Annotated in this window: 26 protein-coding genes; 11 read left to right on the forward strand and 15 right to left on the reverse strand. The window is 32.8% G+C overall.

Features of this window, described 5'->3' with window-relative positions; all coding sequences use genetic code 11:
- Window positions 1–49: 49 nt before the first annotated feature.
- The 4 genes from HMPREF2706_RS01430 to HMPREF2706_RS01445 form a co-directional block, all read right to left on the reverse strand.
- On the reverse strand, window positions 50–1,447 hold the full coding sequence (locus HMPREF2706_RS01430; RefSeq protein WP_002432730.1) for an amino acid permease: 1,398 nt from the start codon (window positions 1,445–1,447) through the stop codon (window positions 50–52).
- 443 nt (window positions 1,448–1,890) lie between these two features.
- Window positions 1,891–2,265, reverse strand: a complete 375-nt coding sequence (locus HMPREF2706_RS01435) for a VOC family protein (protein ID WP_002432575.1) — start codon at window positions 2,263–2,265, stop codon at window positions 1,891–1,893.
- A 41-nt stretch (window positions 2,266–2,306) separates the two neighbouring features.
- Window positions 2,307–3,125 carry an NmrA/HSCARG family protein gene (locus HMPREF2706_RS01440; protein WP_070862150.1) on the reverse strand — a complete coding sequence of 273 codons (819 nt, stop codon included), beginning with the start codon at window positions 3,123–3,125 and terminating at the stop codon, window positions 2,307–2,309.
- A gap of 11 nt (window positions 3,126–3,136) precedes the next feature.
- A complete protein-coding gene (locus HMPREF2706_RS01445) occupies window positions 3,137–3,436 on the reverse strand; it encodes a DUF2316 family protein (RefSeq protein WP_002432863.1) in 300 nt (99 codons plus the stop codon).
- Between the two features lie 126 nt (window positions 3,437–3,562).
- On the opposite strand from HMPREF2706_RS01445, the gene HMPREF2706_RS01450 reads away from it, so the two are divergent.
- From HMPREF2706_RS01450 to HMPREF2706_RS01475, 6 genes are all read left to right on the forward strand, one after another.
- Window positions 3,563–4,105 (forward strand): TetR/AcrR family transcriptional regulator, encoded by a 543-nt coding sequence (locus HMPREF2706_RS01450; RefSeq protein ID WP_002432343.1) that lies wholly within the window; start codon window positions 3,563–3,565, stop codon window positions 4,103–4,105.
- A gap of 15 nt (window positions 4,106–4,120) precedes the next feature.
- Entirely contained in the window at window positions 4,121–4,825 is a 705-nt protein-coding gene (locus HMPREF2706_RS01455) for an SDR family NAD(P)-dependent oxidoreductase (protein ID WP_030058710.1), read from the forward strand.
- A 116-nt stretch (window positions 4,826–4,941) separates the two neighbouring features.
- Window positions 4,942–5,943, forward strand: a complete 1,002-nt coding sequence (locus tag HMPREF2706_RS01460) for an amidohydrolase family protein (protein WP_002432761.1) — start codon at window positions 4,942–4,944, stop codon at window positions 5,941–5,943.
- A 68-nt stretch (window positions 5,944–6,011) separates the two neighbouring features.
- Entirely contained in the window at window positions 6,012–6,848 is an 837-nt protein-coding gene (locus tag HMPREF2706_RS01465; protein WP_023351087.1) for an alpha/beta fold hydrolase, read from the forward strand.
- 33 nt (window positions 6,849–6,881) lie between these two features.
- Window positions 6,882–7,520, forward strand: a complete 639-nt coding sequence (locus HMPREF2706_RS01470; RefSeq protein ID WP_030058708.1) for a nuclear transport factor 2 family protein — start codon at window positions 6,882–6,884, stop codon at window positions 7,518–7,520.
- A gap of 131 nt (window positions 7,521–7,651) precedes the next feature.
- Complete coding sequence (locus tag HMPREF2706_RS01475; RefSeq protein WP_030058707.1) at window positions 7,652–8,596, forward strand: amidohydrolase family protein; 945 nt, start codon at window positions 7,652–7,654, stop codon at window positions 8,594–8,596.
- Window positions 8,597–8,669: 73 nt separating this feature from the next.
- Here the strand turns inward: HMPREF2706_RS01475 and HMPREF2706_RS01480 are convergent, their stop codons facing one another.
- A complete protein-coding gene (locus HMPREF2706_RS01480; protein WP_023351084.1) occupies window positions 8,670–9,527 on the reverse strand; it encodes a fructosamine kinase family protein in 858 nt (285 codons plus the stop codon).
- A 247-nt stretch (window positions 9,528–9,774) separates the two neighbouring features.
- Here HMPREF2706_RS01480 and HMPREF2706_RS01485 point away from each other — a divergent pair, with 247 nt between their 5' ends.
- Window positions 9,775–10,839, forward strand: coding sequence for a quinone-dependent dihydroorotate dehydrogenase (locus tag HMPREF2706_RS01485; RefSeq protein WP_023351083.1), 1,065 nt, complete (start codon window positions 9,775–9,777; stop codon window positions 10,837–10,839).
- A gap of 138 nt (window positions 10,840–10,977) precedes the next feature.
- Window positions 10,978–11,250 (forward strand): hypothetical protein, encoded by a 273-nt coding sequence (locus HMPREF2706_RS01490; RefSeq protein WP_002432954.1) that lies wholly within the window; start codon window positions 10,978–10,980, stop codon window positions 11,248–11,250.
- Window positions 11,251–11,327: 77 nt separating this feature from the next.
- Here the strand turns inward: HMPREF2706_RS01490 and HMPREF2706_RS01495 are convergent, their stop codons facing one another.
- Both HMPREF2706_RS01495 and HMPREF2706_RS01500 read right to left on the reverse strand, forming a co-directional pair.
- A complete protein-coding gene (locus HMPREF2706_RS01495; protein WP_049427826.1) occupies window positions 11,328–12,044 on the reverse strand; it encodes an epoxyqueuosine reductase QueH in 717 nt (238 codons plus the stop codon).
- A 160-nt stretch (window positions 12,045–12,204) separates the two neighbouring features.
- A complete protein-coding gene (locus HMPREF2706_RS01500) occupies window positions 12,205–12,705 on the reverse strand; it encodes a hypothetical protein (protein ID WP_049427824.1) in 501 nt (166 codons plus the stop codon).
- Window positions 12,706–12,868: 163 nt separating this feature from the next.
- Between HMPREF2706_RS01500 and HMPREF2706_RS01505 the strand changes: the two genes are divergently transcribed.
- Complete coding sequence (locus HMPREF2706_RS01505; RefSeq protein WP_002432211.1) at window positions 12,869–13,315, forward strand: VOC family protein; 447 nt, start codon at window positions 12,869–12,871, stop codon at window positions 13,313–13,315.
- A gap of 83 nt (window positions 13,316–13,398) precedes the next feature.
- Here HMPREF2706_RS01505 and HMPREF2706_RS01510 read toward each other — a convergent pair whose 3' ends face one another.
- Complete coding sequence (locus tag HMPREF2706_RS01510; protein WP_030059095.1) at window positions 13,399–13,992, reverse strand: TetR/AcrR family transcriptional regulator; 594 nt, start codon at window positions 13,990–13,992, stop codon at window positions 13,399–13,401.
- 150 nt (window positions 13,993–14,142) lie between these two features.
- Between HMPREF2706_RS01510 and HMPREF2706_RS01515 the strand changes: the two genes are divergently transcribed.
- Window positions 14,143–15,825, forward strand: coding sequence for a CocE/NonD family hydrolase (locus HMPREF2706_RS01515; RefSeq protein ID WP_064212216.1), 1,683 nt, complete (start codon window positions 14,143–14,145; stop codon window positions 15,823–15,825).
- Window positions 15,826–15,903: 78 nt separating this feature from the next.
- Here HMPREF2706_RS01515 and HMPREF2706_RS01520 read toward each other — a convergent pair whose 3' ends face one another.
- The 5 genes from HMPREF2706_RS01520 to panB form a co-directional block, all read right to left on the reverse strand.
- Entirely contained in the window at window positions 15,904–17,358 is a 1,455-nt protein-coding gene (locus HMPREF2706_RS01520) for a TcaA second domain-containing protein (protein WP_030059093.1), read from the reverse strand.
- Window positions 17,359–18,252, reverse strand: coding sequence for a zinc ribbon domain-containing protein (locus tag HMPREF2706_RS01525; RefSeq protein WP_002432610.1), 894 nt, complete (start codon window positions 18,250–18,252; stop codon window positions 17,359–17,361).
- 188 nt (window positions 18,253–18,440) lie between these two features.
- A complete protein-coding gene (gene panD / locus HMPREF2706_RS01530) occupies window positions 18,441–18,824 on the reverse strand; it encodes an aspartate 1-decarboxylase (protein ID WP_030059091.1) in 384 nt (127 codons plus the stop codon).
- Complete coding sequence (panC, locus tag HMPREF2706_RS01535) at window positions 18,824–19,678, reverse strand: pantoate--beta-alanine ligase (protein WP_070862151.1); 855 nt, start codon at window positions 19,676–19,678, stop codon at window positions 18,824–18,826. Before panC ends, panD begins: the two co-directional genes overlap by 1 nt.
- Window positions 19,671–20,489 carry a 3-methyl-2-oxobutanoate hydroxymethyltransferase gene (panB, locus tag HMPREF2706_RS01540; RefSeq protein ID WP_030059089.1) on the reverse strand — a complete coding sequence of 273 codons (819 nt, stop codon included), beginning with the start codon at window positions 20,487–20,489 and terminating at the stop codon, window positions 19,671–19,673. Before panB ends, panC begins: the two co-directional genes overlap by 8 nt.
- Before the next feature lie 75 nt (window positions 20,490–20,564).
- Between panB and HMPREF2706_RS01545 the strand changes: the two genes are divergently transcribed.
- Complete coding sequence (locus HMPREF2706_RS01545) at window positions 20,565–21,440, forward strand: oxidoreductase (protein WP_049427820.1); 876 nt, start codon at window positions 20,565–20,567, stop codon at window positions 21,438–21,440.
- Window positions 21,441–21,506: 66 nt separating this feature from the next.
- On the opposite strand, the gene budA is transcribed toward HMPREF2706_RS01545, so the two are convergent.
- On the reverse strand, window positions 21,507–22,211 hold the full coding sequence (gene budA, locus HMPREF2706_RS01550) for an acetolactate decarboxylase (protein ID WP_002432571.1): 705 nt from the start codon (window positions 22,209–22,211) through the stop codon (window positions 21,507–21,509).
- Between the two features lie 132 nt (window positions 22,212–22,343).
- Entirely contained in the window at window positions 22,344–24,008 is a 1,665-nt protein-coding gene (alsS, locus tag HMPREF2706_RS01555; protein WP_070862152.1) for an acetolactate synthase AlsS, read from the reverse strand.
- Window positions 24,009–24,049 lie beyond the last annotated feature (41 nt).

The raw sequence follows: 24,049 nt of genomic DNA on the forward strand, positions 1-24,049 counted from the left end.
TTTTGTATAAAAAACACTCCCTCTGTAATAGAGGAAGTGTTTTTAACTATTATTCTTCTGTAGTTTCTGCATCATCTTCTGTTGGAATTTCAGCTTTACGAGATTCTTTTTTGTATTTTTGATACATCAAGAATAATACTAGAACCCAAACTGGAATAAATAGAACTGCTAATCGCGTACTACTATTAATAAGTAAAATAACAAAAATGAAAGCAAAGAATACTAAAATACCATAAGCCGTGTATTTACCACCAGGCATTCTATAATTACTTTCTTTATGTTGCTCAGGATTGTGCTTTAAGTATCCAATATAAGCTACCATAATAACTGCCCAAATTGAAATATTCAACACAGTAGAGAAAGTAGTGATTTGAACGAATACTTTAGTAGCATCTTTAAAAATCGCATTTAATATTACTGCAATGCCTAATAATCCACAAGTAACTAAAATTGCATTGTAAGGAACGCCATTTTTGTTTGTTTTATGTAAAAACGGTGGACCTTGATTTCTTCCAGCTAAGCCAAACATTGTACGGCTATTCGCAAATATACCACTGTTACATGATGAAGCCGCTGCTGTTAGTACAACAAAGTTAATAATACCAGCAGCAAAAGGAATTCCTATTAATCCGAATAATTTAACATAAGGACTTTCTGCAGGATCTAATTTGTCCCAAGGAACTACTGACATAATGACTGCTAATGAACCTATGTAAAAGATTAAAATTCGGAATGGTACGTTATTAATTGCTTGAGGTATTGTTTCATGAGGATTTTTAGTTTCCCCTGCTGTAATACCTATCAATTCAATACCAATAAATGAGAATATTGCCATTTGGAATGACATAAAGAATCCTGAGGCACCATTTGGGAAGAAGCCGCCTTCTTTCCAAATATTAGTTACCGTCGCTGGACCGTAATCCGTCTTCATAGCAAAGATTACCATTACAATACCAACAATAATTAAAGCTAAAATTGTAATAACTTTTATAATAGATAACCAAAATTCAAGTTCACCAAATAATTTGGCACTAAATAAATTCAATGCTACTAATACTAATATTGTAGCTGCTGCAGTAATCCAGTTAGGCATGTCTGGATACCAGAAGTCGACGTATTTGGCTACAGCGGTAACTTCCGCCATACCTGAAATAATCCAAGTTAACCAATAAGTCCAACCAACCATAAATCCTGCCATTGAACCTATGTGATGATGGGCAATGTCACCAAATGACTTGAAACCTAAGTTCGATAAGAGCAATTCTCCCATCGCTCTCATAAACATAAATAATATAAAACCTACTATAATATAAGTAAGTAATATGGATGGTCCTGCTAAATGAATAGAAGCACCTGCGCCCAGGAATAATCCTGTACCAATAGCACCACCAATTGCAATTAATTGGATATGCCTATTGCTTAATTCTCTTTGCAGTTTATCTGCCATAACCTTTCCTTCTCCATTTCATGGAGTATATTTATGACTGAAATCGATATGTAAAATTAGATACCCCTTTTTAATCTAATAAACAATTTTTCTCAAAATCAAATCATTTATTCTTATAAGTTATATAATACCCCAAACAAACAAAAACAATCAAATACTAGAATAATTTGTCTTTTTTATCTTTTCCAATACTTCTAATAATTCCTTTATTATAAACATTTATAACAAATTGAACAATTTCATTAATATTCACCGTTTTATGGTAAATCGTACAACTTCAATATGTATCTGATGAAAGTTGATATTTTTCTTCATAATCACGTCAATTCCTCACAAATTGTGAGAAGTTTTCATTTTTTAAAATCAAACCAAAAGATATAGTAAAAAGCACCATGTACTGAATGAGAATACACGGTGCCTATTTATATATTTTTCACGCTTATTTAACAAACAAGAAAATTAAACTTATGCCCATCAGGATCTTTAAACATTGCTCCATAATACCCTTGTCTTACACCTGGTTTTTCAATAATTGTTCCACCAGCAGGTTCCACTTTCGCTAATAATTCATCAACGTCTTTATTTTCTTTAACACCTAACGAAACCATCACTTCATTAGGGCTTGAATCGACATCTTGATGTGATACAGACTCGAAGTGATTATTTTCTATCAATATCACAATCGTTTGTCCAATTGTAATACCTAACATTTTATCTAGCATTTCTGGATTTTTATTAATTTCAAATCCTAGAGACTTAAAGAACTGTTCGCTACGATCTAAATCTTTTACATTTAGATTAAACCACATTGAATGCATCGTACATGTCACCTCTCATTTATAATTAGACGATTTCAAGTTTAAAATGCCGCTTGAGCAATCCATTCATCAAGTGTTAAGCGCGTGGGATTAAGACGTTCCATTTGTACAAAATCTATAACATAACCTTTATTTTCAAGCCAACTTCTTTCAGCAGTGCCACTCGTAAATTCGCCTTCAATTTCAGTTGGTTTACCTGTTACGGTTGCAAAAGTTTTGACTACTTCATTTAGAGTCAGCTCATCAGAAGCAATTTCTATATCTTGATGATTATATGTTTTAGGATCTTTGAAAAGTGCTGACGCAATTTTAGCAATATCGATAGAAGAAATCACTGAAAATTTCACTTCAGGATTAATAAATTCTGGGATTTTAATTTCTCCATCTGAAACTTTAGTGATTCTTAAGAAGTTATCCATAAAAAACGATGGTTTAATAATTGTAAAATCTAAACGAGATGCTTTTATCTTATTTTCTAATTGTGCTAATGCTTCAAAGTGAGGACCTGTTCTATCACGATTAACACCACCCGCTGTGCTATAAACGACATACTTAACTCCTTGTTCTTCAGCAGTTTCGATAATATGTTTACCTTGCTTTAATTCCTCTTCAACATGGTCTGGAATAATAGGCTGAACGCTATATACTCCATATTGGTCAGCCATCGCTTGAGTTAAGCTTTCTCTATCACTCAAATCGCCCTCAAAAATCTCTAATCGATCATTATGAATTGATGTTAATTTTTCATTATTTTTATTTCTAGTAAACGCACGCACATGCCAACCATCTTCCAATAATTGTTTAACAACAGCATTTCCTTGTTTACCAGTTGAACCAATGACTAATATACTTTTACTCATGTTTATCTCTCCTATTGTAAGAACCAATAATCTTCTTTTTCGCCTTTTAAATAAGTATATTCTTCAGGTGTTTGACCATTTTCTTTAATATTTGAATTTATAATGTCACGAACATCCCAAACGCGATGGATAAATCTTTGTAACTGATTACCAAAGAAACCGCTAGGAGCATTCATGTTTAATACCTTTTCCACTTCTTCAACCGAAATACTCATTTTATTTGCTATGTCTTCAATATTTAAAGTTGAATTATGGAAATGTTCTCGTAATTCTATAGCAGTGATACGTCTTTGCTCTTTATTTAGTGACATATTATAGTGTCCCACTTTCATCTTATTTTTTAATTAGCATTATATTTGAATTCTAAGTAAGTGAGATTTATAATAAACGGAGCATTATCCGTTTGTCAACATTAGCTCATTAAGTAGGTGAATACATTGCGTAAAGATGCTCTTCTAAACCGTCAACGTATCGAGAATAAAGCGATCGAACTATTTAAACAATACGGCGTTGAGACAATCAGTATGAATAGAATTTCTAAAGAACTTGGTATCGGTATGGGAACACTTTATCGGCATTTTAAGGATAAAAGCGATTTGTGTTATCACATTATCGAGCATGATTTCGATGAAATTATTCAAAAAATGAATGATGTAGCTGCTTCATCTAATTCTAAAGAAGAGAAGATGGAACACTCCCTAGATGTTTTTTTGACATTTAAATATGAAAATAGTGATTTATTAAACTGTATTGAGGAAAGTAATAGTAAGTCTCAATTTCATCAAAGCCAATTTTTCTCTGATTTATTTAATTTTTACTATGATTTATTTAAAGATGGCGAGGATGATTCTTGGGCCATATTCAAAACTGATATGTTATTAAAATCACTTTCTACTAAAGCTTATGAAATTCAAAAAAATAAAAGACAACTTTCAAATAATGAAATAAGAGATAACTTAATAAAACTATATTTAAATTAATTGAGGTGTTCATGAATGGAAAAAGTTACGTTAATTACTGGTGGAAATAAAGGTTTAGGTTATGAGACAGCTAAAGAATTAAAAGCGAAAGGCTACAAGGTTTATATAGGATCTAGAAATGAAGAACGTGGTCAACAAGCTTCAAAAGAATTAGGCGTCGACTATGTTCAACTAGATGTAAGTGATGATAAATCAGTTCAACAAGCCTTTGAAACTATTTCAAATAAAGAAGGCCGTGTTGATGTACTTATAAACAATGCCGGTATTTCAGGAGGATTCGCTAAAGTCGCTGATTTTACTGCTAAAGACGTCGAAAAGGTATATAACACAAATGTTTTTGGTATCGTACGCATGATGAATACCTTTATTCCATTATTAGAGAAATCAGAGCAGCCTGTAGTTGTAAATGTGAGTAGCGGATTGGGTTCATTTGGAATGGTTACAAACCCAGATACTGCTGAATCGCAAGTTAATTCACTTGCGTATTGTTCTTCTAAATCAGCGGTCACAATGATGACTGTACAGTATGCTAAAGGCTTACCACACATTCAAATTAATGCAGCAGATCCAGGTTCTACTAATACTGATTTAGTTGGTGATTTCAGTAACAACTCTAAACCTGCTTCAGAAGGTGTAAAACCTATCATAAAACTTGCTACTATTGATAAAAATGGTCCTACAGGAACATTTATTGATGGTAATGGCACAATGCCGTGGTAAATCATTAACAAGTTTGGCCTCATGTTTAACGGGAAAAATTTTCAATGAAATCAATGAAAATTACACATATATAATTAGTTATTAAGATATTTATTATCTTAGGGAGGAAATACACAATGAAAAGTATAAACTTTGAAGAACATTATGTTGTTGAGGATATACAAAAAGAAACAATGAAACATATGACATCTGATCCTAAAGGTGTACCTATGCAAACGATGTTAAAAGGCCTTGAAGAAAAATCTGGTTTTACTGATGCAGATGAAATCAAACATCACGATGCACGTATTCAATTCATGGATAAACATGACGTTGAAATGCAAGTATTATCTTATGGAAATGGCGCCCCTTCCAATCTTGAAGGCGAACGCGCAATTGAATTATGTAAACAAGCAAATGATACGTTAGCACAATATATCAATGAACACCCAGATCGATTTGTAGGATTTGCTACATTACCAATTAATGAACCTAAAGCAGCAGAAGAAGAATTTAAACGATGTGTAAAAGAATTAGGTTTTAAAGGCGCATTAATTATGGGACATCCTAAGAGTGGCTTCCTAGATCAAGATGAATATGATGGCATCTTTGCTGTAGCTGAAGAGTTAAATGTTCCTATTTATTTACACCCTTCTCCAGTTCAAAGCGATGTTTACCAAGCTTATTACAAAGGTAACTACTCAGACGTAACAGCAGCTACATTTGCTTGCTTCGGTTATGGTTGGCACGTAGATGTAGGTATTCATGCCATTCACCTTGTGCTATCAGGTGTATTTGACCGTCACCCTAACCTCAACATGATCATCGGTCACTGGGGCGAATTTGTTCCATTCTTCTTAGAACGTATGGATGATATTTTATTTGCTGACCATCTAGAACATCCTATTAGTTATTATTTCAAAAATAACTTCTATATTACGCCAAGTGGAATGTTAACTAAACCACAATTTGATCTAGTAAAAGCAGAAGTTGGCGTCGACAGAATTTTATATTCAGCAGATTACCCTTATGTTGAACCTGAAAAATTGGGTACATTCTTAGACGAATTAGATTTAACTGAAGAGGAAAAAGAAAAAATCAGCTATAAAAACGGAGCTAAATTATTAGGTCTTGAGTAACACTTACACGAAATATATAAGTGTGTCTTTTCTTTAATACGAAAAATATTTAAATGGAGGTTTCAATGATGGAAACATTAGAATTGCAAGGCGCAAAATTACGTTATCATAAAGTTGGCAATGGACCACTTCTTATTTTAATCCCTGGTGCGAATGGAACTGGTGATATCTACATGCCACTAGCTAAACAATTACAAGAAAAATTTACAGTTGTAGCTGTAGATCGTCGAGGATATGGACAAAGTGAATTAACTGAATCATTACCAGAGGAAGTATCTAACCCAGAGAGTCGTTATCGCGTGAAACGTGATGCACAAGATATTGCTGAATTAGCTAAGTCATTAAGTGACGAACCCGTATATGTTTTAGGCTCAAGTTCAGGTGCTATCGTTGCAATGCATGTCCTAAAAGAACATCCTGATGTTGTGAAGCAAATTGCATTTCATGAACCACCGATTAATACATTCTTACCGAATGCTAAATATTGGCAAGATAAGAATGCTGAAATTATTGATATTGCTGTGAATGAAGGCATGCCTCAAGCTATGAAACTTTTCGGTGAAACATTAAATATTAGTTCTATTGATGCACAATCAATGTCTAAACCTGCTCAAGCAGAAGATGATGCAGAGAGTAAAAAACGTTTTGAAGAAATGTTAGGTTGGTTTAAATATGAAATTCGCCAATACACAGAATCTGATATCTCTTTAGAAGATTTAAATCATCATAAAGATATCATCACATTACTTAATGGGACTGATTCCAAAGGTTCTTTCCCTCAAGAAGTTAACTTCTATATTAAAGATGAAACGGGAATTAATATTGTAGATATCCCTGGTGGTCACTTAGGTTATATACAAAAGCCTGAAGGATTCGCAGAAGTATTACTCAAAATTTGGAACTAATCTTAGCTTAAAGTATTAAAGGGAGTTTATTAAATGTTATTTGAAAGAAATAAACCTTATACTCAAGAAACTTTGTTAGATAAAGAAAACATTTTAGAATTAATTCAATTCGAACGTTTTTGTCGCGATAATGCCTTATGGGATAGCATGAGAACTTGTTTCGCTAAAGACTCACATGTGAACATTTCTTGGTTTAATGGTACTGGAGAAGAATTTGTATCCTCCTCTGAAGCAATGAATCGATACGCGCCACATCAAATTTATAATACACAAATGTGGATTAATAACCATCGTGCTGTAGCAATTATGCAAGCAACAATCCAGTTTCGAGTAGATATTAAAAACGTAGAAATGCAATTGGATTCAGACACTAAAATTATCTACTGTCTTGATAAAGACAATGATGACGTTTGGTATATTTCTAATTTAAGTTGTATTTATGAAAAAGATAAATTAACTCCTGTCATTCCAACGACTATTAATTTACCTAACTCAGAATTTAGTGAATACCGAGAAAGTTATGCTTGTTTATCATATGCGCTCAATGAACTAGGGTATGATGTTAACCATGACTTACCAGGTATAGATAGACCTGATGAAGTTAATAAATACTATCGCCAATTAGATAAATGGTTAACTGAGAAAGATGATGATGAAGAAGAGAAACATTAGAGTTATAAACCAAACTCAAAATAAATAAGTAACGTTTACTCTTATATGCAGAACTGCTGCCTAGTTTTAAAATATCGCAACATTATACAAAATATTTAAAATCACTTATTTCTATAAAGGAAGTTTGCTCAATGAAGAAGATAGATTTACATGCACATTACATTTCACCTGGTTATAGCCAATTTCTTGATGACTATTTTAATGGTGAAGGTGACGGCGTTAAGACGCCCCCATTTTCAGTAGAATCATATTTAGAATTAATGAAGAAGCAAGATATTGAATATGGCGTATTATCGATTTCAAGCCCGCACATTAGCGTTGCACCTGATGACGAGATGTTAAAACTTGCTGAAGAAGTGAACGACTATGCTTCAAATATCGTGCAGGAACATAGCGAACGTATTGGTTTCTTCGCAACATTACCCTTGCCCTTAGTCAATCAGAGTGTTCAATTTATAGATAAAGCATTAGATGAACAGCATGCGTTAGGGTTCACGTTACCAACGAATGCACGTGGCGTATATTTAGGTGATGAGCGTTTAGCACCGATATTTGAAAGATTAAATGAACGTCAAGCAACTGTAGCCATTCATCCTAATGAACCTAAGCCAGCTATTAAAGCGATGAGCGAAGAAGTACCTCCGCCACTTATGGAATTTATCTTTGATACAACTCGTACAATTATTTATATGAGTCAAAAGAATGTATTTAGTAAGTATCCGAATATTAAGTGGATTGTACCTCATTGTGGTGCTTTACTCCCTATAATCGCACAACGCGTAGCGATGGGCAACAAGATGTTTGGATCAGAGAAGCAACCTGATGATTTAGAACAAGTAATGAAAGAACTTTACTTCGATTTGGCCGGTAAGGTTTTACCATATCAATTACCTACTCTATTAGAAATGGTTGATAAAAATAAAATTGTATATGGTTCTGATGCACCATACACAACGGACCAAGTAGTCTCAATGTTAGCGAATGAATTTGAATCTACAGATTTAATTACAATTGATTCAAAAATTCATATGCTTTATGACAATGGCAAATCATTATTAGATAAAATGGAACTTTAATTTATTAAGATATAAAATCACCCCACACAAGCGCTCATATATATCATCATTAGAGCCTGTGTGGGGAATCTTTTTATTTTAAAATTGTATCCATTGAGCGATTAACACTACCTGCGTACATATTACCGAATTTAACTAAATGAACCATCAATAAGTATAATCGATAAAATTCTAATCTTTTTTGTGCACCTTTGGCTAAAGGAAAATGCTTTTCATATTCCTCATAAAAATCTTGAGTAAATCCACCAAAAACCGTCGTAATACCTAAATCGAATTCTCTGTCACCATATAATGGTGCAGGATCAAATAGTGCAGGGCTACCATCAGTTAAAAACATATAGTTACCGCCCCATAAATCACCATGTAATAAAGATGACTTACTTTCATGACTATCAAGTTCATTTACCATCACAGTTCTTACTTCTTCATAGACTTTATTATCTTCTTCATTCCACAACTCTTTACGCATCAATTCATCTCTTAAATGATCCATTCTTCTTTCTATGAAAAGTTCTTTCCAGCTATTAGTCCATGAATTATCAAATGAAATATCTCCGCCTTCATGTGGTAAACTGAAACCAAATTTACCCTCTTTTTGTTGTTGACTATGCATCTTAGCTACAAGCTGACCGAGCTCTCTTTGACTTCCACTTCCACCTTCTTCTAAATAGCTCAAAATAAGATAAGCATCTCCGTTAATTTCACCACTAGCAATCACACGTGGTGCTGTGATACCTGCATTCTCAAATTCATTTAAGCCAGCTATTTCAGCCGCATAGAATGATTCTGGACGATTACGCTGAACAAGTAAAAAGGAGATATCATCCTCAGTAGTTGTAACTTTGAATGCTTCATTAACATCACCACCACTTACTGGTGAGATATCTTTTACTCCGTCTATGGGGAGTTTCTCTTTCCATTCTGCTTTCATACTTTCACCTTCTTAAGAAGTTTGTCGTTATACCTTATTATATTGCCAACTCTCATTATAATTAATCTTTTAAAAGTAATCGGTATATATGAAATAAAACTGACCTAAGAATTAAGTCAAATTTTCAACTTTCACTAATTTAGCTATGAAAATTTTTATTAAAATGCTAGTCTATTAAAGGAATGTATTTCAAATATATTAAATTGAGGATAGTAAGCCTCAAATATAATGAAATAGGAGCGTTAACATGTATAAATTAGTTAAACCTTTATTATTTAAATTAGATCCTGAAAAAGCACATGGTCTTACCATTGATGCATTGAAAATGGTACAAAGAGTTCCGAAAATTTATCCTATCATGGACAAAATTTTTAATTACAATCACCCATCACTCTCTCAAACCATTCATGGCATCAAATTTAATAATCCCATTGGTCTCGCTGCAGGATTCGATAAATCTTGTGAAGTACCTAAAGCATTAGAGCATGTTGGTTTTGGAGCCATAGAATTAGGTGGTATTACCCCTAAACCGCAACCAGGGAATCCTAAACCACGTATGTATCGCTTAATTGAAGATGACGCGTTAATTAATCGTATGGGCTTCAATAATATAGGGATGAATAAAGCACTTAGTCATTTACGCCGTCATGCCTATACGATCCCAGTAGGTTTAAATGTGGGTGTTAATAAGAAGACGTCTTACGAAGACCGTTATCAAGATTATATAAAAGTTATCGATACATTTAAGAATGACGTGACATTCTTCACAGTTAATATCAGCTCACCTAACACTGAGAATTTACAGAATTTCCATGATAAAGATGAATTCACGATGCTTTGCGAAGCGCTCACTACTTTTAAATCTGAAAATGATATCAACGTACCTATATTCTTGAAATTAACTTCAGATATGGAACTTGAAGGATTCAAAAACATCTTACCTTCCATAACTAAGACTTTTGATGGCGTTATACTAGCTAACACGACTCGTCAACGTGACGGTTTAATTTCTAAGAATAAAACTGAAGAAGGCGGATTAAGTGGTAAACCTTTATTCGAACGTAATTTAAAACTCGTTAAATACGCGTATCAACAAACTAAAGGTAAATTCTTAATTATCGGAACTGGTGGAATCTTTAGCTCTGAAGACGCAATTAAAATGTTAAGAAATGGTGCTTCTTTATTACAAATTTATTCTTCTTTAGTCATTGAAGGTCCAGGTTTAACTAAGTCAATGAATAAAGACATTGCTAAATATTTATCTGAAAATGGATATCAAAACGTAAGCGATATTATTGGTTTAGACGCATAAACTTTAAATGATTATAACGCTTTAAAATATTTCAAAAAAATGAACGTTTAGTTAATACTCCTGAAATTTCTTTACTTATAATATTTACGATTTATACTAACGAAAGGTATATGTTTCAAGAATTTAGGAGGCAACAATATGAGTGATGAGAAGAAAGAGACAACATCTCAAACTAACCAACAAACGATTTCTGAAAAGCCCAATCATCAATCTAATGATGACAGAATAGGTTTGAATGGTTACCGTAAAACAGACCTCGATTTAGATATTGAACGTGAACTGCGTGAAATGATGGAATCAGGAGAATCAGAAACAAAGACGGAAAGTAGAAAGTTTAAGATATTCTCACTTATCTCGATGATTGCAATAGCAGGCTTAGCGATTTTTAGATTTATACACAGAATGATATAGTTTTAAAAAAATTATCCCAAATGTAATAAGATAGTATTGTCTTAAATATTATCTGTACATTTGGGATTTTATATTAATTAAAATTGTTGTAAAAATGCCTTTGCTTCTTTATTAATTTGTTTAAAATCAATACCCTGTCTCATTGTAGCAAAGACGCAACCACAATAGCATTGCCTAAAAATATGATAGTCTTTGCACATTTCAATTGAACGTTCGTACCCTTTATTCTTTTTAAAATCACTAGGCAAATATTTAACATTATAAATATTTTGAACATCCATTCCTAGTTCATTAATAAGTTGTGCGTTTTTCTTTGGAGAGAGTGTTATGGCACTTCCAAAATAGTCGTAACCATATTCAACAGCTGCTTGAGCTACAATTTCTAATCGCATTTCAAAGCATGCTGAACATCTCAATCCACCCTCTGGCTCATCAGTTAGCCCTTTCTCTTTAGCCATCTTCATAAATTCATGTGGTTTATATTCTGCTTCAATGTATTCGACATTGCTATTTGTTTTACTATTGAAATCTTTAACAAATTGTTCTTGAACTTTAGCACGTCTTAGATATTCATTCTTAGGATGAATATTTGGGTTCGCAAAGTAAATTGCAATATCAGCATATTGAGTTAAAAATTCTAGAGTATATGTGCTACATGGTGCACAACAACTATGTAATAAGATACGTGGGCGTTCCCCATCACGTTGCCACTGAGATATCATTTTTCTTAGTACTCTATCGTAATTAATCTTCTGGTTTTTCATTTTTGCCAAAATTTTATCCGCTTCAATCATAATAAAACCTCCCTTTAACACACATTTTTATTATATATTAACTTTATTATATAATAACATGATGTATAAAGAGAGGTTGTCTATCATCAAAGTAATAATTACTAAAACAATTTACTTTTTTAATCAACTATACTTGTGTTCATGTTTATTTTTTAACAAACTAGTATTCCTTTTTAAGCTTAACTAAATAGACGCAAAACATAAAGCCACCAAATATTACTCCTGAAATAAGTCCATTCAATAAATGGCCGCTCCAATCAATAGGATCATTCCATAAATAATCTATTATCACACCGATGAGAGTCATGCAAACACCAAAATAAACCATAAATACAACACTCAAGATACCATATCTTCTTATTAATTTCTTATATTCTTTGGGTGAATATGCGACTTCCTCAAAATGTTTATTCTTACCAAAGTTAATGATAAGTATAATATTAAATATAAAGAATACGGCAAATAACACTATCGTATGCATTGTAATTGTATGATGATACATATCAATAATTGTAAAGAATACAATTGTTAGAACTGTAACCAAATAGTTAATAGCAAACATGTTTGCTAGTTTTTGGTTAAGTTCTGACTTTTCTCTTTCATCCTTTTTTGTAGAGGTACTTGTGATCCAATTAAGCATCAAATCATTAAAATTACTCATCTCGTTTCACTCCTCAATATCCTTTGTTAATGTCAAATATATATGACAATATTAGAAATGTCAAATATAGACGACACTTTTATATAATCATAATATTAGAATTATTAAAATTATATAGTAAGATTGCGTTAGAAAGATATTTCATAAAAAGGGGTTAAAATATATGACACAATTACATCCATATTTATCATTTGATAAAGCAAAAGATGCACTTGAATACTATGAAGACGTCTTTGGAGCAACTAATGTAAACAGATTAGCAGTAGGCGAAGAACAAGCTGAAAATTTTGGTTTAACAAAAGAACAAGGTGAAGAAGCAACGATGCATGCAGAATTTGAGATTTTAGGTGTTAAAATCTTATGTTCTGATTCTTTTGGACGTGTAGATAATATAAATAATGGTATTTCTTTATTAATTGATTTTGATACTAATGATAAAACAGATACTGAACGTGTTGAGAATTTCTACAATAAAATTAAAGATCACGAATCTATCAACATTGAAATGCCATTAGAAGAGCAATTCTGGGGCGGTAAAATGGGAACTTTTACCGATAAATATGGTGTGCGTTGGATGCTTAACGGCCAAGATTATTCTCAAATGAATTAATCATATTCATGCAAATTAAAAAAGTGGCACATCTCTTACAAACTTCACAATGTAGAGATGTGTCACTTTTTATCTATATTATATTAAATTCCCTTTTCTCGTCTTATAAGTGTTGCTGGACCATTATTAACGATTTCATAAAAATGTTGAATCAATTCCTCTTTTGAAATTCTATTTTCATCCTCAACCCAATGACGTATTAAAGATAAACCAGCGCCTGAGACATAACTCATAAAATACGGAAATGGAATATCTCCGATTTTATCATTATCGTTAACTACATGATTCAAGTGCCCAGTTAATAGTTCGTATAATTTTTCATGTAAATTGGACTCTTTACCTAAGTTAAACATAAGTTTATAGAAATCTAGATGTTCTCCTATACTATTAATCACAAAATCCATTGTCTCTCTTAACTGGCTTTCTGAAATTTTCAGTTCGTCATCATTCTTACTACTCTCGAGAAAACTTCTAATTTCATCAATTTTCTCATTTTCCATCTTATCTAATAAGTCATATTTATCTATAAAGTGAGTATAAAATGTACTTCTATTTACGTCTGCTAAATCAGATATTTCTTGAATTGTAATTTCTTCAAAACGCTTCTTTTCTAATAATGTAATGAGGGCATCTTTAATTGCAGTTTGTGTTTTTCTTACTCTTCTATCATGAGACATCTTGTCACCTTCTTTTTATCTCTTTCCACAATTATAAGCATTCTGTTGGGTTTTAGACAAACTTAAGAAAATGATTATTGTTAATTATAAACACGCTTAGTAAGATGAAAGTGTATTGAAAACCATTCTCAATAAAAGGAGGTCACATTAATGAATCATTTATTAGGTAATCCAGAATTAAATGTAACTGATGTTAATGATGTTCATAAAGGGCTCAATTATATCGTTGTAGATAGCGTCCAATATGGTAATCAAGAGATGATAATGGAAAAAGATGTAGAAGTTATCATGAAAGACGGTGAAACTCTATATTTAAATATTTTTAGACCTAATAAGGAAGGTCGTTTTCCAGTTGTCATGTCAGCAGACACATATGGTAAAGATAACAAACCTAAAATCACTAACATGGGGGCAAAATGGCCTACCTTAGGTAATATAGCAACATCTAGTTTTACACCTGAGGAATCCCCTGATCCTGGATTTTGGGTACCAAATGAGTATGTAGTAGTCAAAGTAGCACTGAGAGGTAGTTCAGGTTCAAATGGCATTCTATCACCTTGGTCAAAACGTGAAGCTAAAGATTATTATGAAGTCATTGAATGGGCGTCACAACAAGAATGGTCCAACGGTAATGTTGGAACGAATGGAGTCTCTTATTTAGCAGTGACTCAATGGTGGGTAGCCTCCCTCAATCCTCCTCACTTAAAAGCTATGATTCCTTGGGAAGGATTAAATGATATGTATAGAGAGGTCGCTTTTCATGGCGGAATTCCTGATACAGGATTTTTCCGTTTTTGGATTAAAGGCATTTTCGCTAGATGGCCAAATAATCCAAATATTGAAGGTTTAATTCAAGCTCAAAAAGATCACACACTTTTTGATAGCTATTGGAAAGCACATCAAGTACCTCTTCCTCAAATTCGAATTCCGTTATTTACTTGTGCCAGTTGGTCTACACAAGGTTTACACAATCGTGGTACATTTGAAGGCTTTAAACAAGCAAGCTCAGTTAATAAATGGTTATATGTTCATGGTCGAAAAGAGTGGGAAAGCTATTATGCGCGTGAAAATTTAGAGAAGCAAAAGTTATTCTTTGATTATTACCTTAAAAAAGAGGACAACGATTGGAAAGATACCCCAACTGTGACTTATGAAGTCCGTGAGAAGTTCTATCAAGGACATTATCGTGAAGCATCTGATTTCCCTATACCTAATACACAATATACAGCTCTATATCTAGACGGAGAGAATCATTCCCTCAATTTAGATAAACCAAAACAAACTCATGTTTCACACTATCACTCTGAAAAAGATAATGAGTCACTACGTTTCACATATACATTTTCTGAAGATACAGAGTTAACTGGAAATATGAATTTAAAACTATGGGTTTCTTCTAACGAAGCAGATGATATGGAGATATTCGCAGGTATTAAAAAATTAGATAGACAAGGTAATGAAGTTAATTTCCCTGACTTCAACCATATTGAACAAGGACAAGTTGCTACAGGTTGGTTAAGAGTATCTCACCGTAAATTAGATGATGAAAAATCTACTATTATACAACCATGGCATAAACACGAACAAGAATTAAAATTGAAAAAAGGCGAGATTGTACCAATTGAAATAGAAATTTTACCTTCAAGTACTTACTTTAAACAAGGTGAAACGCTCGTTGTAGTTATAAAAGGAAATGAAATTATTAAAGGCACTAGCTCTCCTGGTTTAAGTACACGTTATGAACATCATGAAACAGTTAATAAAGGACATCACTATATTCATACTGGTGCTAACTATGATTCTCAATTAATTATCCCAATTATACCTCAATAAATAAAAAAGCTTTAGGAAGTTAAGACAATTTTATGCCCAAGCTTCCTAAAGCTCATCTTTTAAAAATTATTTTAGTAATTAAATTCCTTCATAGACTCCTGATGAAATGTAGTTGTTGTCAGAGTCTGTTTTATATATAAATTTAATTGGAGTGTTAATACGGTATGTATAAACAAGTTTCCCTTTATTATTCTTTACCTTTACGATATTTTCACCGCTACTTTGGTAGGGTTGCAGCTCAAAAGAATAATCTTTACTTTCAAATTTATCATTTTCATACTTCTTAATGATATTTATCGCTTCTGTTTGCGTTAAGTCAGCCTTCACTCTTTTCTCAGTATTATCTTCTTTATCTTCTTTATCCTCATCTTCTTTACTTTTATGATCTTCAGATGTACCTTTGTCGCCATCGTCCCTATCTTTCTTTTCTTTGTCATCTTTATCAGAGCCACTAGAGTCATCAGACTCATTAGATTCATCTTCGTATTTATTGATTTCTTCACTATTAAAAGATAGTTCGATTGTCTTATACTCTTCAGTTCCTTCCGGCAATCCTACACGTTCACTATTTGTCTTAACTGTATGTTTTCCAATTTTTCCCTCTAAATGAACCATAATATTATCATTTGAATTGTATGGTCCATATACTTTATTTTCATCGAAACGTTCATCAACTTTATTATTAATAAACAACTTAATATCATTTACTTTATAAGTATGATTAGGCTTAATCATAAAGCGTTTTTCTTTAAAATTCTCCTTAACGATAGAACGTGCTGGTGTCATTAAAATAGTTATATTACCCTTGAATGTTTGATTACCAACTTGTTTTTTGGCATCGAGTTGATAATTACCAAGTGGAAATGTGCCTACTTCAACGGATTCATCCTTTTTTAAATTGATAGTATGAGTTTGACCATTGTAATCATAATTAATTTTCCCATCATCATGTGAATACATTGCTATAGAATATTTAGGAATATTAAACGTGTAATGGTCAAACACTCCAAAACGTTTACCATTTTTCTCTATTTTAATAATTGCTAATTGATTGATACTTATTGTATGCGTCTTAGCTTTAGACGTTTTCAAATTTTTCAGACTATCTTTTAAATCTTGAGAAAGTTCATTTAATTTTCCTTCATTTTTTAAAAATCGAAGATATGCATGTGCTTGATTATCATTAAGCTTCTTTCCATCAGAAGTGAGTAATTTAGAAAGTTGACGATGGTCTTCTTTCTTAAGTGCATCTGAAATTTGATCCACACTTTGTTCTGGAGACAGTTGATGCTTTAAAAATATGAACACACTTATTAAAGTAATGGCGATGACTGCTACTAAAATTGAAATAATAATTAATGGTTTATTCGGTTTCTTAAATTGATAAGCATCACTATAACGCCCTGGGGGATAAGGTAGACGTACATCATTTCTAGACATAGACTGTTCAGAGTATCCTGTAGGTTTACCACAACGTGTACATACTTTATGATTGGGATTTAATGGGTTTCCACAATATTTACAAAATCTCAATTAAATCACTCTTCCGAACAATCTACTTAAGTCTTGCATTACTACACTTTCAATCACGTTTTCCCCAAAGATTAAAGCTATGATGGCTAAAGCAAATATCAAAATAATCACGCCGTAAACACCTGAAATTCTAGTTTCATACAATGAACTATATTTCCCGAGGATATACGCGGGTGATATTGTAAAAAATAGATACATAACAATAAAAATAAGTGCCGCAAATTTATATGAATTTAATGCAAAAATTATTCCTGAGAAAATTAATAAAGCTACTGTAAACGTATTGATGATTACATAATCTGATAATAATTTATTGAACTTGATTTCAGGAATAACTGTTAATCTTACCACCGCATATGTAATTCCAATATGAATTGCTAAGATAATAGCTAAACTTAAAACAAATCTAAGTAAGATATCTTCTTTTTGTATTTCAAATAAACCTACTTGACTCGGAATAAGCATAGTAGTAAATAAACTTATCAACAGTAGTCCTGCAACAATAAGAGTAATCAGTATTCTAAAACTAAATGTTTGATTATCTTTAATAACTTGATCTGGTCGTTTAAAAGCATTAATAAAAAATTCTTTTAATTCATTAAGAAAATCTTTCTCATTTGTACGTGCCTGTTCAAATGTTTGATTAACAGGATGATGTGTATCATTTTGATTGACTACAGATTGATTAATATTTTGATGATGATTAACATCCGTAAGTGTTGATTGTACATGCTCCTTAGTTTCTTTAGTTCGTTTATCTAATGTCTCTTTATTTGTAGTTTCTGATGATGTTATCCCAGTAGTTTCTGTAGTAACAGATTGAAGCTTAGTACCACAGTTACCGCAAAAGACGTCTTCTGGTTGAATATTCTGGCCACATTTAGGACAATTCATAGATGTTTGGACCTCCACTATTAAGATATTTTAGATTATATACCATATTTATATTGTTATCTATATAATTTTATATTTATATAATAATATTAGTGTTATCCTAGTTTTTAATATAAAAATTGCCGAGCTACTCATTAGTAACTCAGCAATAATCTTTCATATATCTTTAAGTTTTAGGTATTGCTTTTTTATGGCACAATCGAGTTCTCTTTCTCATGTATCATTTCTATAATTTCATTGTACTCATTCATAACTGCTACTTTGGGTGAATGATTTTTAACTTCTTTTTCATTTAATTGTGCATAAGTCATTATAATGACGATATCACCCACTTCTACTAAACGAGAAGCTGCACCATTTAGACAAATTTTACCGCTTCCACGTTCTCCAGCAATAACATATGTTTCAAATCTGGCACCATTATTATTATTCACAATAGCGACCTTTTCATTAGGTAAAATATCCACCGCATCTAAGATATTCGAATCTATCGTAATACTACCTACATAATTTAAGTTTGACTCCGTGACCCTCGCTCTATGAATCTTAGAATTCATCATCGTTCTTATCATTATTTGCCCTCTCCAATAATCATATTATCTATCAAACGTGCTTTTGAAAATTTAACTGCTAATGAAATAAAAACTTGTCCGCTCATCCATTTCTGTTCAACTAATTCTGGATAACTGTAGATAGCTACTTCATCAACGTGTCCACTAGTATTGTTGTTTAAATAAGAAGTAATACTTTGAATGATGACACAACTTTGTCTCTCACCTTTTTCATATAAATCACGTGCAATTTGCAAACTTTTATTTAAATGAATAGCTTCTTTTCGTTCTTCTTGAGTTAAGTATACATTTCTAGAACTCTTAGCTAACCCATCCTCTTCACGTACAATATCGACACCAACAATTTGAATAGGATGATTAAAATCTTTAACCATTTTTTCAATTATTGCTAACTGTTGCGCATCCTTTTTCCCAAAATAAGCATAATCAGGACTAACGATATTAAATAGTTTATTTACTACTGTGACTACTCCTTCGAAGTGCCCTGGTCGTTGTGCACCTTCAAGCACTTCAGCTAAACGTCCTACCTTAAGCGTAATATCTAACTGATCAGGGTACATTTCCTCCACACTAGGATAAAAGACGTAATCAACATTAATACTTTCTACAGCTTTAACATCCTGGTCAATTTGACGTGGATATGCATTAAAATCTTCGTTCGGTCCAAATTGTAAAGGATTAACAAATATACTAATGACTGTTACATCATTGTTCTCAACTGACATACGCATCATTTTCAAGTGACCATCATGTAATGCTCCCATTGTAGGTATAAAGCCTATTGTCTTCCCTTGAGAACGGTATGACTTCACAATCTCTTGCATATCATTAATAGTTGTAACGATTTTAGTCATTGATGTCGACCTCGCTCATAATCTTTTTCCTATAAGTGTGAGCTTCTGAAGGGAATTCACCTGACTTCACTTCATTATCATATTGTTTTAAACCATCCACACCAACTGAAAAGTCAGCATATTGTTTTACAAATTTGGCCTGTCGATCTATACCATAATTCAACAGATCATGGTAAACCAATACCTGACCGTCAGTCTCTTTCCCAGCGCCAATGCCAATCACTGGTATCGTTAATTGTTGGCTAATGACTTGAGCTAAATCACTTGGAATTGCTTCTAATACTAGAAGCACTGCGCCTGCTTCTTGCATAGCTTTTGCATCTTCAATCAGTTGTACTGCCGCTTCCTTCGTTCCCCCTTGTAATTTATATCCCATCACACCAACACTTTGTGGTGTAAGTCCTAAATGAGAAACAATGGGAATACCCATACGTGTTGCTTTTTGAATAAATGAAACAAGATGTGCACCTTCTACTTTTAAAGCATTCGCCTGTGTTGCTTGATAAAGTTTAAGTGCATATTTCAAATCATCTTCATCACATACACCTACAGTCCCTATAGGCATATCAACAACTACAAATGTGTTAGGTGCGCCCCTTCTCACAGCCTTTCCATGATGAATCATATCTTCAACGGTCACTTGAACTGTACTTTCGTATCCTAATACGGTCATTCCAAGTGAATCTCCAACTAAGATCATGTCAATCCTAGCTTGTTCTGCTTGCTTTGCACTCGGAAAATCATAAGCTGTTACCATAGAAATTTTAGTTTGCTCGTCTTTCATCTTTATCAATTGACTTAATGTTTTCAATTCATTTCAACCTCAATTTCCTTTATTATTAGCAATAGTATAATGAATTGCACCAAGAAAGGAAAGAATTATATTATGACAATTGCCGTTATTGGTCCAGGGGCTGTTGGAACAACGATTGCTGCTGAATTAAAAGCTGCCTTACCTGATACACAACTCATTGGTCGCCATAATAAAACAATGACCTATTTCCCGGAAAATACTTCTCAAGCACAAAACATTGATGTTGTTTCATACGATAACACGCATCATTCATTCGATGTCATAATCATCGCTGTTAAAACACATCAACTTCAAAACGTCATTAAGCAATTACCAACTATAGCCCATAAAGATTCACTTATAATCTTAGCCCAAAATGGTTATGGTCAATCACAACATATTCCTCACCAACATGTTTATCAAGCTGTTGTCTATATTAGTGGTCAAAAAAGAAACGATAAAATCACTCACTTTCGTGATTATCGCTTACATCTACAAGACTCATCAGATACTCGTAAGTTAAAACAGCAGCTTTCTTCTTCTAAGATTGAACTTATTTTAGAAAGTGATATCCAAAACAAAATTTGGTATAAACTTCTTGTTAACTTGGGAATTAATTCAATTACTGCTATAGGGCATCAACCCGCTAAAATATTACAATCAACACACATGAAAGAAATATGTCGTTCTATTCTTAACGATGGGTTACAAGTTGCTCAATCAGAGGGGATTCATTTTCCAGATCAGACAATCGATGACATTATGAAGATTTATCAAGGTTATCCTGATGAAATGGGAACAAGTATGTATTATGATGTTTTAAATCAGCAACCCTTAGAGGTTGAAGCTATTCAGGGGTATATCTATCAAAAGGCTAGATTTCATAAACTTAACACGCCTTATCTAGATACAGTTTATACTTTCTTAAAGGCTTATCATCTTAAATTTATAGAAACCAAAGATTTATAATTGAATATCAATTCATAAAAAAATCCCAAAAGCGACATTATCTATCGCCTTTGGGATTAACTTTTGTTATTCAGCTTCTCTAATTTCATCTTCAATATCTTGATAGTCAATTTCAGCGTCAGTAAATGATTTCGCATCTACTGGGAAGTGTTGTTCAAACGTTTCAAAGTTTTGAATCTCTACATTAACATTATCTACTTCAAAATCTAATATGTGACCACCAAAGTCGCGATCATCATTAGCAAAGTGAATGTGGAATCCTGCTGAACCCACCCCATGGAACAATTCTGGTGTGAAGAATCCAACAATAGAACCTTTGATATTTTCACGTGTTTCTTCAGGTTGTCTACGTGCTGAATCAATAAGACGTGTATAAGGTGGTTCTTGACCAGGCATCATACGTACATGCATTTTTTTAAATGTACCTGAAATTTTCACAGCAGAAAACATATTTTCGCTTGTCATCTCTTTTTTAACTTCATCAAAAACATCGTCTTGATTTTTATCTGAAATACTGAAATTTTTGTCTGCCTTAAACTGAGTGACTGTAGCATATGGTGTCATTTCATCGCCAGTTAATTCAATAAATTCTTTATGTTCATTTGCATGGTAAGCTTTACCATCTATAAAAATGACCTCACCATTTGAACCTGTAAGTGTCCCAATACCTAAATCCCCATGTTCTAGTAACTCATTAACTGAAGCAGTTCCTTCTAATAAACCTGCCATCAAAGTTCCTAGCGTTCCGTGTTGGTACAATACATTAGTCATATTACTTTTCACTCCTATTAATATTCATTTCTTATTACTTTAAGAAACGCAAACTAAAGATGACCTATCTCTCTAGAATGCGTTCTTTTTTATATCCTGGAAAATGATTTAACAAACACATACGCTTTCAAATTAATTTAAAGCATTCGGTAACATGTTTGTAGATAATTTAACATTATCTTCGTAGTTAACTGGGATATCGATTAATACAGGACCATCTGTTTCATAACCTTCTTTTATAGCTGCTTCTAACTCTTCTTGGTTAGATACACGTAAACCTTTTGCTCCAAAAGATTCTGCATATTTAACAAAATCAACGGCACCAAAGTCTACACCTGAAGAACGTTGATATTTCATTTCTTCTTGGAATTCAACCATATTATAGCGCCCATCATTCCAAATCAATTGAATAATGTTTAAGTTTTTACGTACAGCTGTTTCTAAATCTTGAGCTGAGAATAGGAAACCACCATCACCAGCTACAGAGACAACTTGTGTGTTAGGACGGACAAGTGCAGCTGAAATTGCCCAAGGAAGTGCCACTCCAAGTGTTTGCATACCGTTACTAAATAATAAATGTCTTGGATTATAACTTCTAAATTTACGTGCCATCCAAATGTAGTGACTTCCAACATCTACAGTTACTGTAGTATCATCAGTTAAAACTTTTTGCATAGATTCAATGATTTCAACTGGGTGCATCACATCATCTTTATGCGTCGCTTTAATACCAGTAGCCTCAATAATCTCTACTCTTAATTTTTCAAGTTCATCTAAATGATCTTGATTAATAAATGGTTCATCAACATGTTCTGAAATAAGTTCAATTGTACCAGCGATATTACCAATTAATTCTTTGACTGGTTGCATGTAGTTTGTGATTTCTGCTTGAACTTCATCGATATTAATAATTTTAGTGTCTAATTCTTTATTCCAGTTACTTGCTTCATATTCGATTGGATCATAACCAATTGTGACTACTAAATCACTTTTTCTTAATAATTCATCACCAACTTGGTTTCTAAAGAGACCTACACGACCGAAGAAGTGATTTTCTAATTCACGACTAATCACACCTGCACCTTGGAATGTTTCAACGACAGGGAGACTTGTTTTTTCAACTAACTGACGAATAGCTTCTGTTTCAGCTTGGCTTGAACTTCTCATACCAGCTAATAAAACTGGGAATTTTGCATTTTTGATAGCATCAATGACTGCTTGAACATCTTTTTCAGCTGGTACACCAAGTTGAGGTTGTTGACAAAGTGAAATTGCTTTAGCTTCAACTGGTGAAGAGATAACGTCTTGTGGAATACTAATAAAACTTGCACCATTTTTACCTGACGTTGCTGTACGCATGGCATTAGTCATCACTTCTGATAAAGATTCTGGGTCTTGTACTTCAGCACTATATTTTGTAGATGATTTTAATAGTGCTGCGTTATCAATACTTTGATGTGTTAAACGTAATAAGTCATTGCGTTTAACTTGACCACCGATTGCTAATACTGGATCACCTTCAGATGTAGCAGTAAGTAATCCAGTTGTTAAATTACTAACTCCTGGACCACTCGTTACAAGTGCAACGCCTGGTTTACCAGTTAAGCGTCCGATTCCTTGTGCCATCATTGCAGCATTTTGCTCATGACGTGTAACAATTAATTCTGGACCATCATCTTCTAATGCATTGAATAAGTAGTCAATTTTTGCTCCCGGAATACCAAATACATATTCAATTCCATTATTTTTTAAAGTGTCAATTACCATATCTGCTGCTGAATATTGTTTGTCAGCCATTCATTTCATATCCTTTCAAAAATTTAATTTCTTTATTTCTT

The organism is Staphylococcus sp. HMSC067F07 (assembly GCF_001837405.1).
Taxonomy (GTDB): Bacteria; Bacillota; Bacilli; order Staphylococcales; family Staphylococcaceae; genus Staphylococcus; species Staphylococcus capitis.

Excerpts from the sequence above, each read along its gene's own strand:
- HMPREF2706_RS01430 (WP_002432730.1), bottom strand. The coding sequence starts at position 1,447 with ATGGCAGATAAACTGCAAAGAGAATTAAGCAATAGGCATATCCAATTA.
- HMPREF2706_RS01435 (WP_002432575.1), bottom strand. The coding sequence starts at position 2,265 with ATGCATTCAATGTGGTTTAATCTAAATGTAAAAGATTTAGATCGTAGC.
- HMPREF2706_RS01440 (WP_070862150.1), bottom strand. The coding sequence starts at position 3,125 with ATGAGTAAAAGTATATTAGTCATTGGTTCAACTGGTAAACAAGGAAAT.
- HMPREF2706_RS01445 (WP_002432863.1), bottom strand. The coding sequence starts at position 3,436 with ATGTCACTAAATAAAGAGCAAAGACGTATCACTGCTATAGAATTACGA.
- HMPREF2706_RS01455 (WP_030058710.1), top strand. The coding sequence starts at position 4,121 with ATGGAAAAAGTTACGTTAATTACTGGTGGAAATAAAGGTTTAGGTTAT.
- HMPREF2706_RS01460 (WP_002432761.1), top strand. The coding sequence starts at position 4,942 with ATGAAAAGTATAAACTTTGAAGAACATTATGTTGTTGAGGATATACAA.
- HMPREF2706_RS01465 (WP_023351087.1), top strand. The coding sequence starts at position 6,012 with ATGGAAACATTAGAATTGCAAGGCGCAAAATTACGTTATCATAAAGTT.
- HMPREF2706_RS01470 (WP_030058708.1), top strand. The coding sequence starts at position 6,882 with ATGTTATTTGAAAGAAATAAACCTTATACTCAAGAAACTTTGTTAGAT.
- HMPREF2706_RS01475 (WP_030058707.1), top strand. The coding sequence starts at position 7,652 with ATGAAGAAGATAGATTTACATGCACATTACATTTCACCTGGTTATAGC.
- HMPREF2706_RS01480 (WP_023351084.1), bottom strand. The coding sequence starts at position 9,527 with ATGAAAGCAGAATGGAAAGAGAAACTCCCCATAGACGGAGTAAAAGAT.
- HMPREF2706_RS01485 (WP_023351083.1), top strand. The coding sequence starts at position 9,775 with ATGTATAAATTAGTTAAACCTTTATTATTTAAATTAGATCCTGAAAAA.
- HMPREF2706_RS01490 (WP_002432954.1), top strand. The coding sequence starts at position 10,978 with ATGAGTGATGAGAAGAAAGAGACAACATCTCAAACTAACCAACAAACG.
- HMPREF2706_RS01495 (WP_049427826.1), bottom strand. The coding sequence starts at position 12,044 with ATGATTGAAGCGGATAAAATTTTGGCAAAAATGAAAAACCAGAAGATT.
- HMPREF2706_RS01500 (WP_049427824.1), bottom strand. The coding sequence starts at position 12,705 with ATGAGTAATTTTAATGATTTGATGCTTAATTGGATCACAAGTACCTCT.
- HMPREF2706_RS01505 (WP_002432211.1), top strand. The coding sequence starts at position 12,869 with ATGACACAATTACATCCATATTTATCATTTGATAAAGCAAAAGATGCA.
- HMPREF2706_RS01510 (WP_030059095.1), bottom strand. The coding sequence starts at position 13,992 with ATGTCTCATGATAGAAGAGTAAGAAAAACACAAACTGCAATTAAAGAT.
- HMPREF2706_RS01515 (WP_064212216.1), top strand. The coding sequence starts at position 14,143 with ATGAATCATTTATTAGGTAATCCAGAATTAAATGTAACTGATGTTAAT.
- HMPREF2706_RS01525 (WP_002432610.1), bottom strand. The coding sequence starts at position 18,252 with ATGAATTGTCCTAAATGTGGCCAGAATATTCAACCAGAAGACGTCTTT.
- panD (WP_030059091.1), bottom strand. The coding sequence starts at position 18,824 with ATGATAAGAACGATGATGAATTCTAAGATTCATAGAGCGAGGGTCACG.
- panC (WP_070862151.1), bottom strand. The coding sequence starts at position 19,678 with ATGACTAAAATCGTTACAACTATTAATGATATGCAAGAGATTGTGAAG.
- HMPREF2706_RS01545 (WP_049427820.1), top strand. The coding sequence starts at position 20,565 with ATGACAATTGCCGTTATTGGTCCAGGGGCTGTTGGAACAACGATTGCT.
- budA (WP_002432571.1), bottom strand. The coding sequence starts at position 22,211 with ATGACTAATGTATTGTACCAACACGGAACGCTAGGAACTTTGATGGCA.
- alsS (WP_070862152.1), bottom strand. The coding sequence starts at position 24,008 with ATGGCTGACAAACAATATTCAGCAGCAGATATGGTAATTGACACTTTA.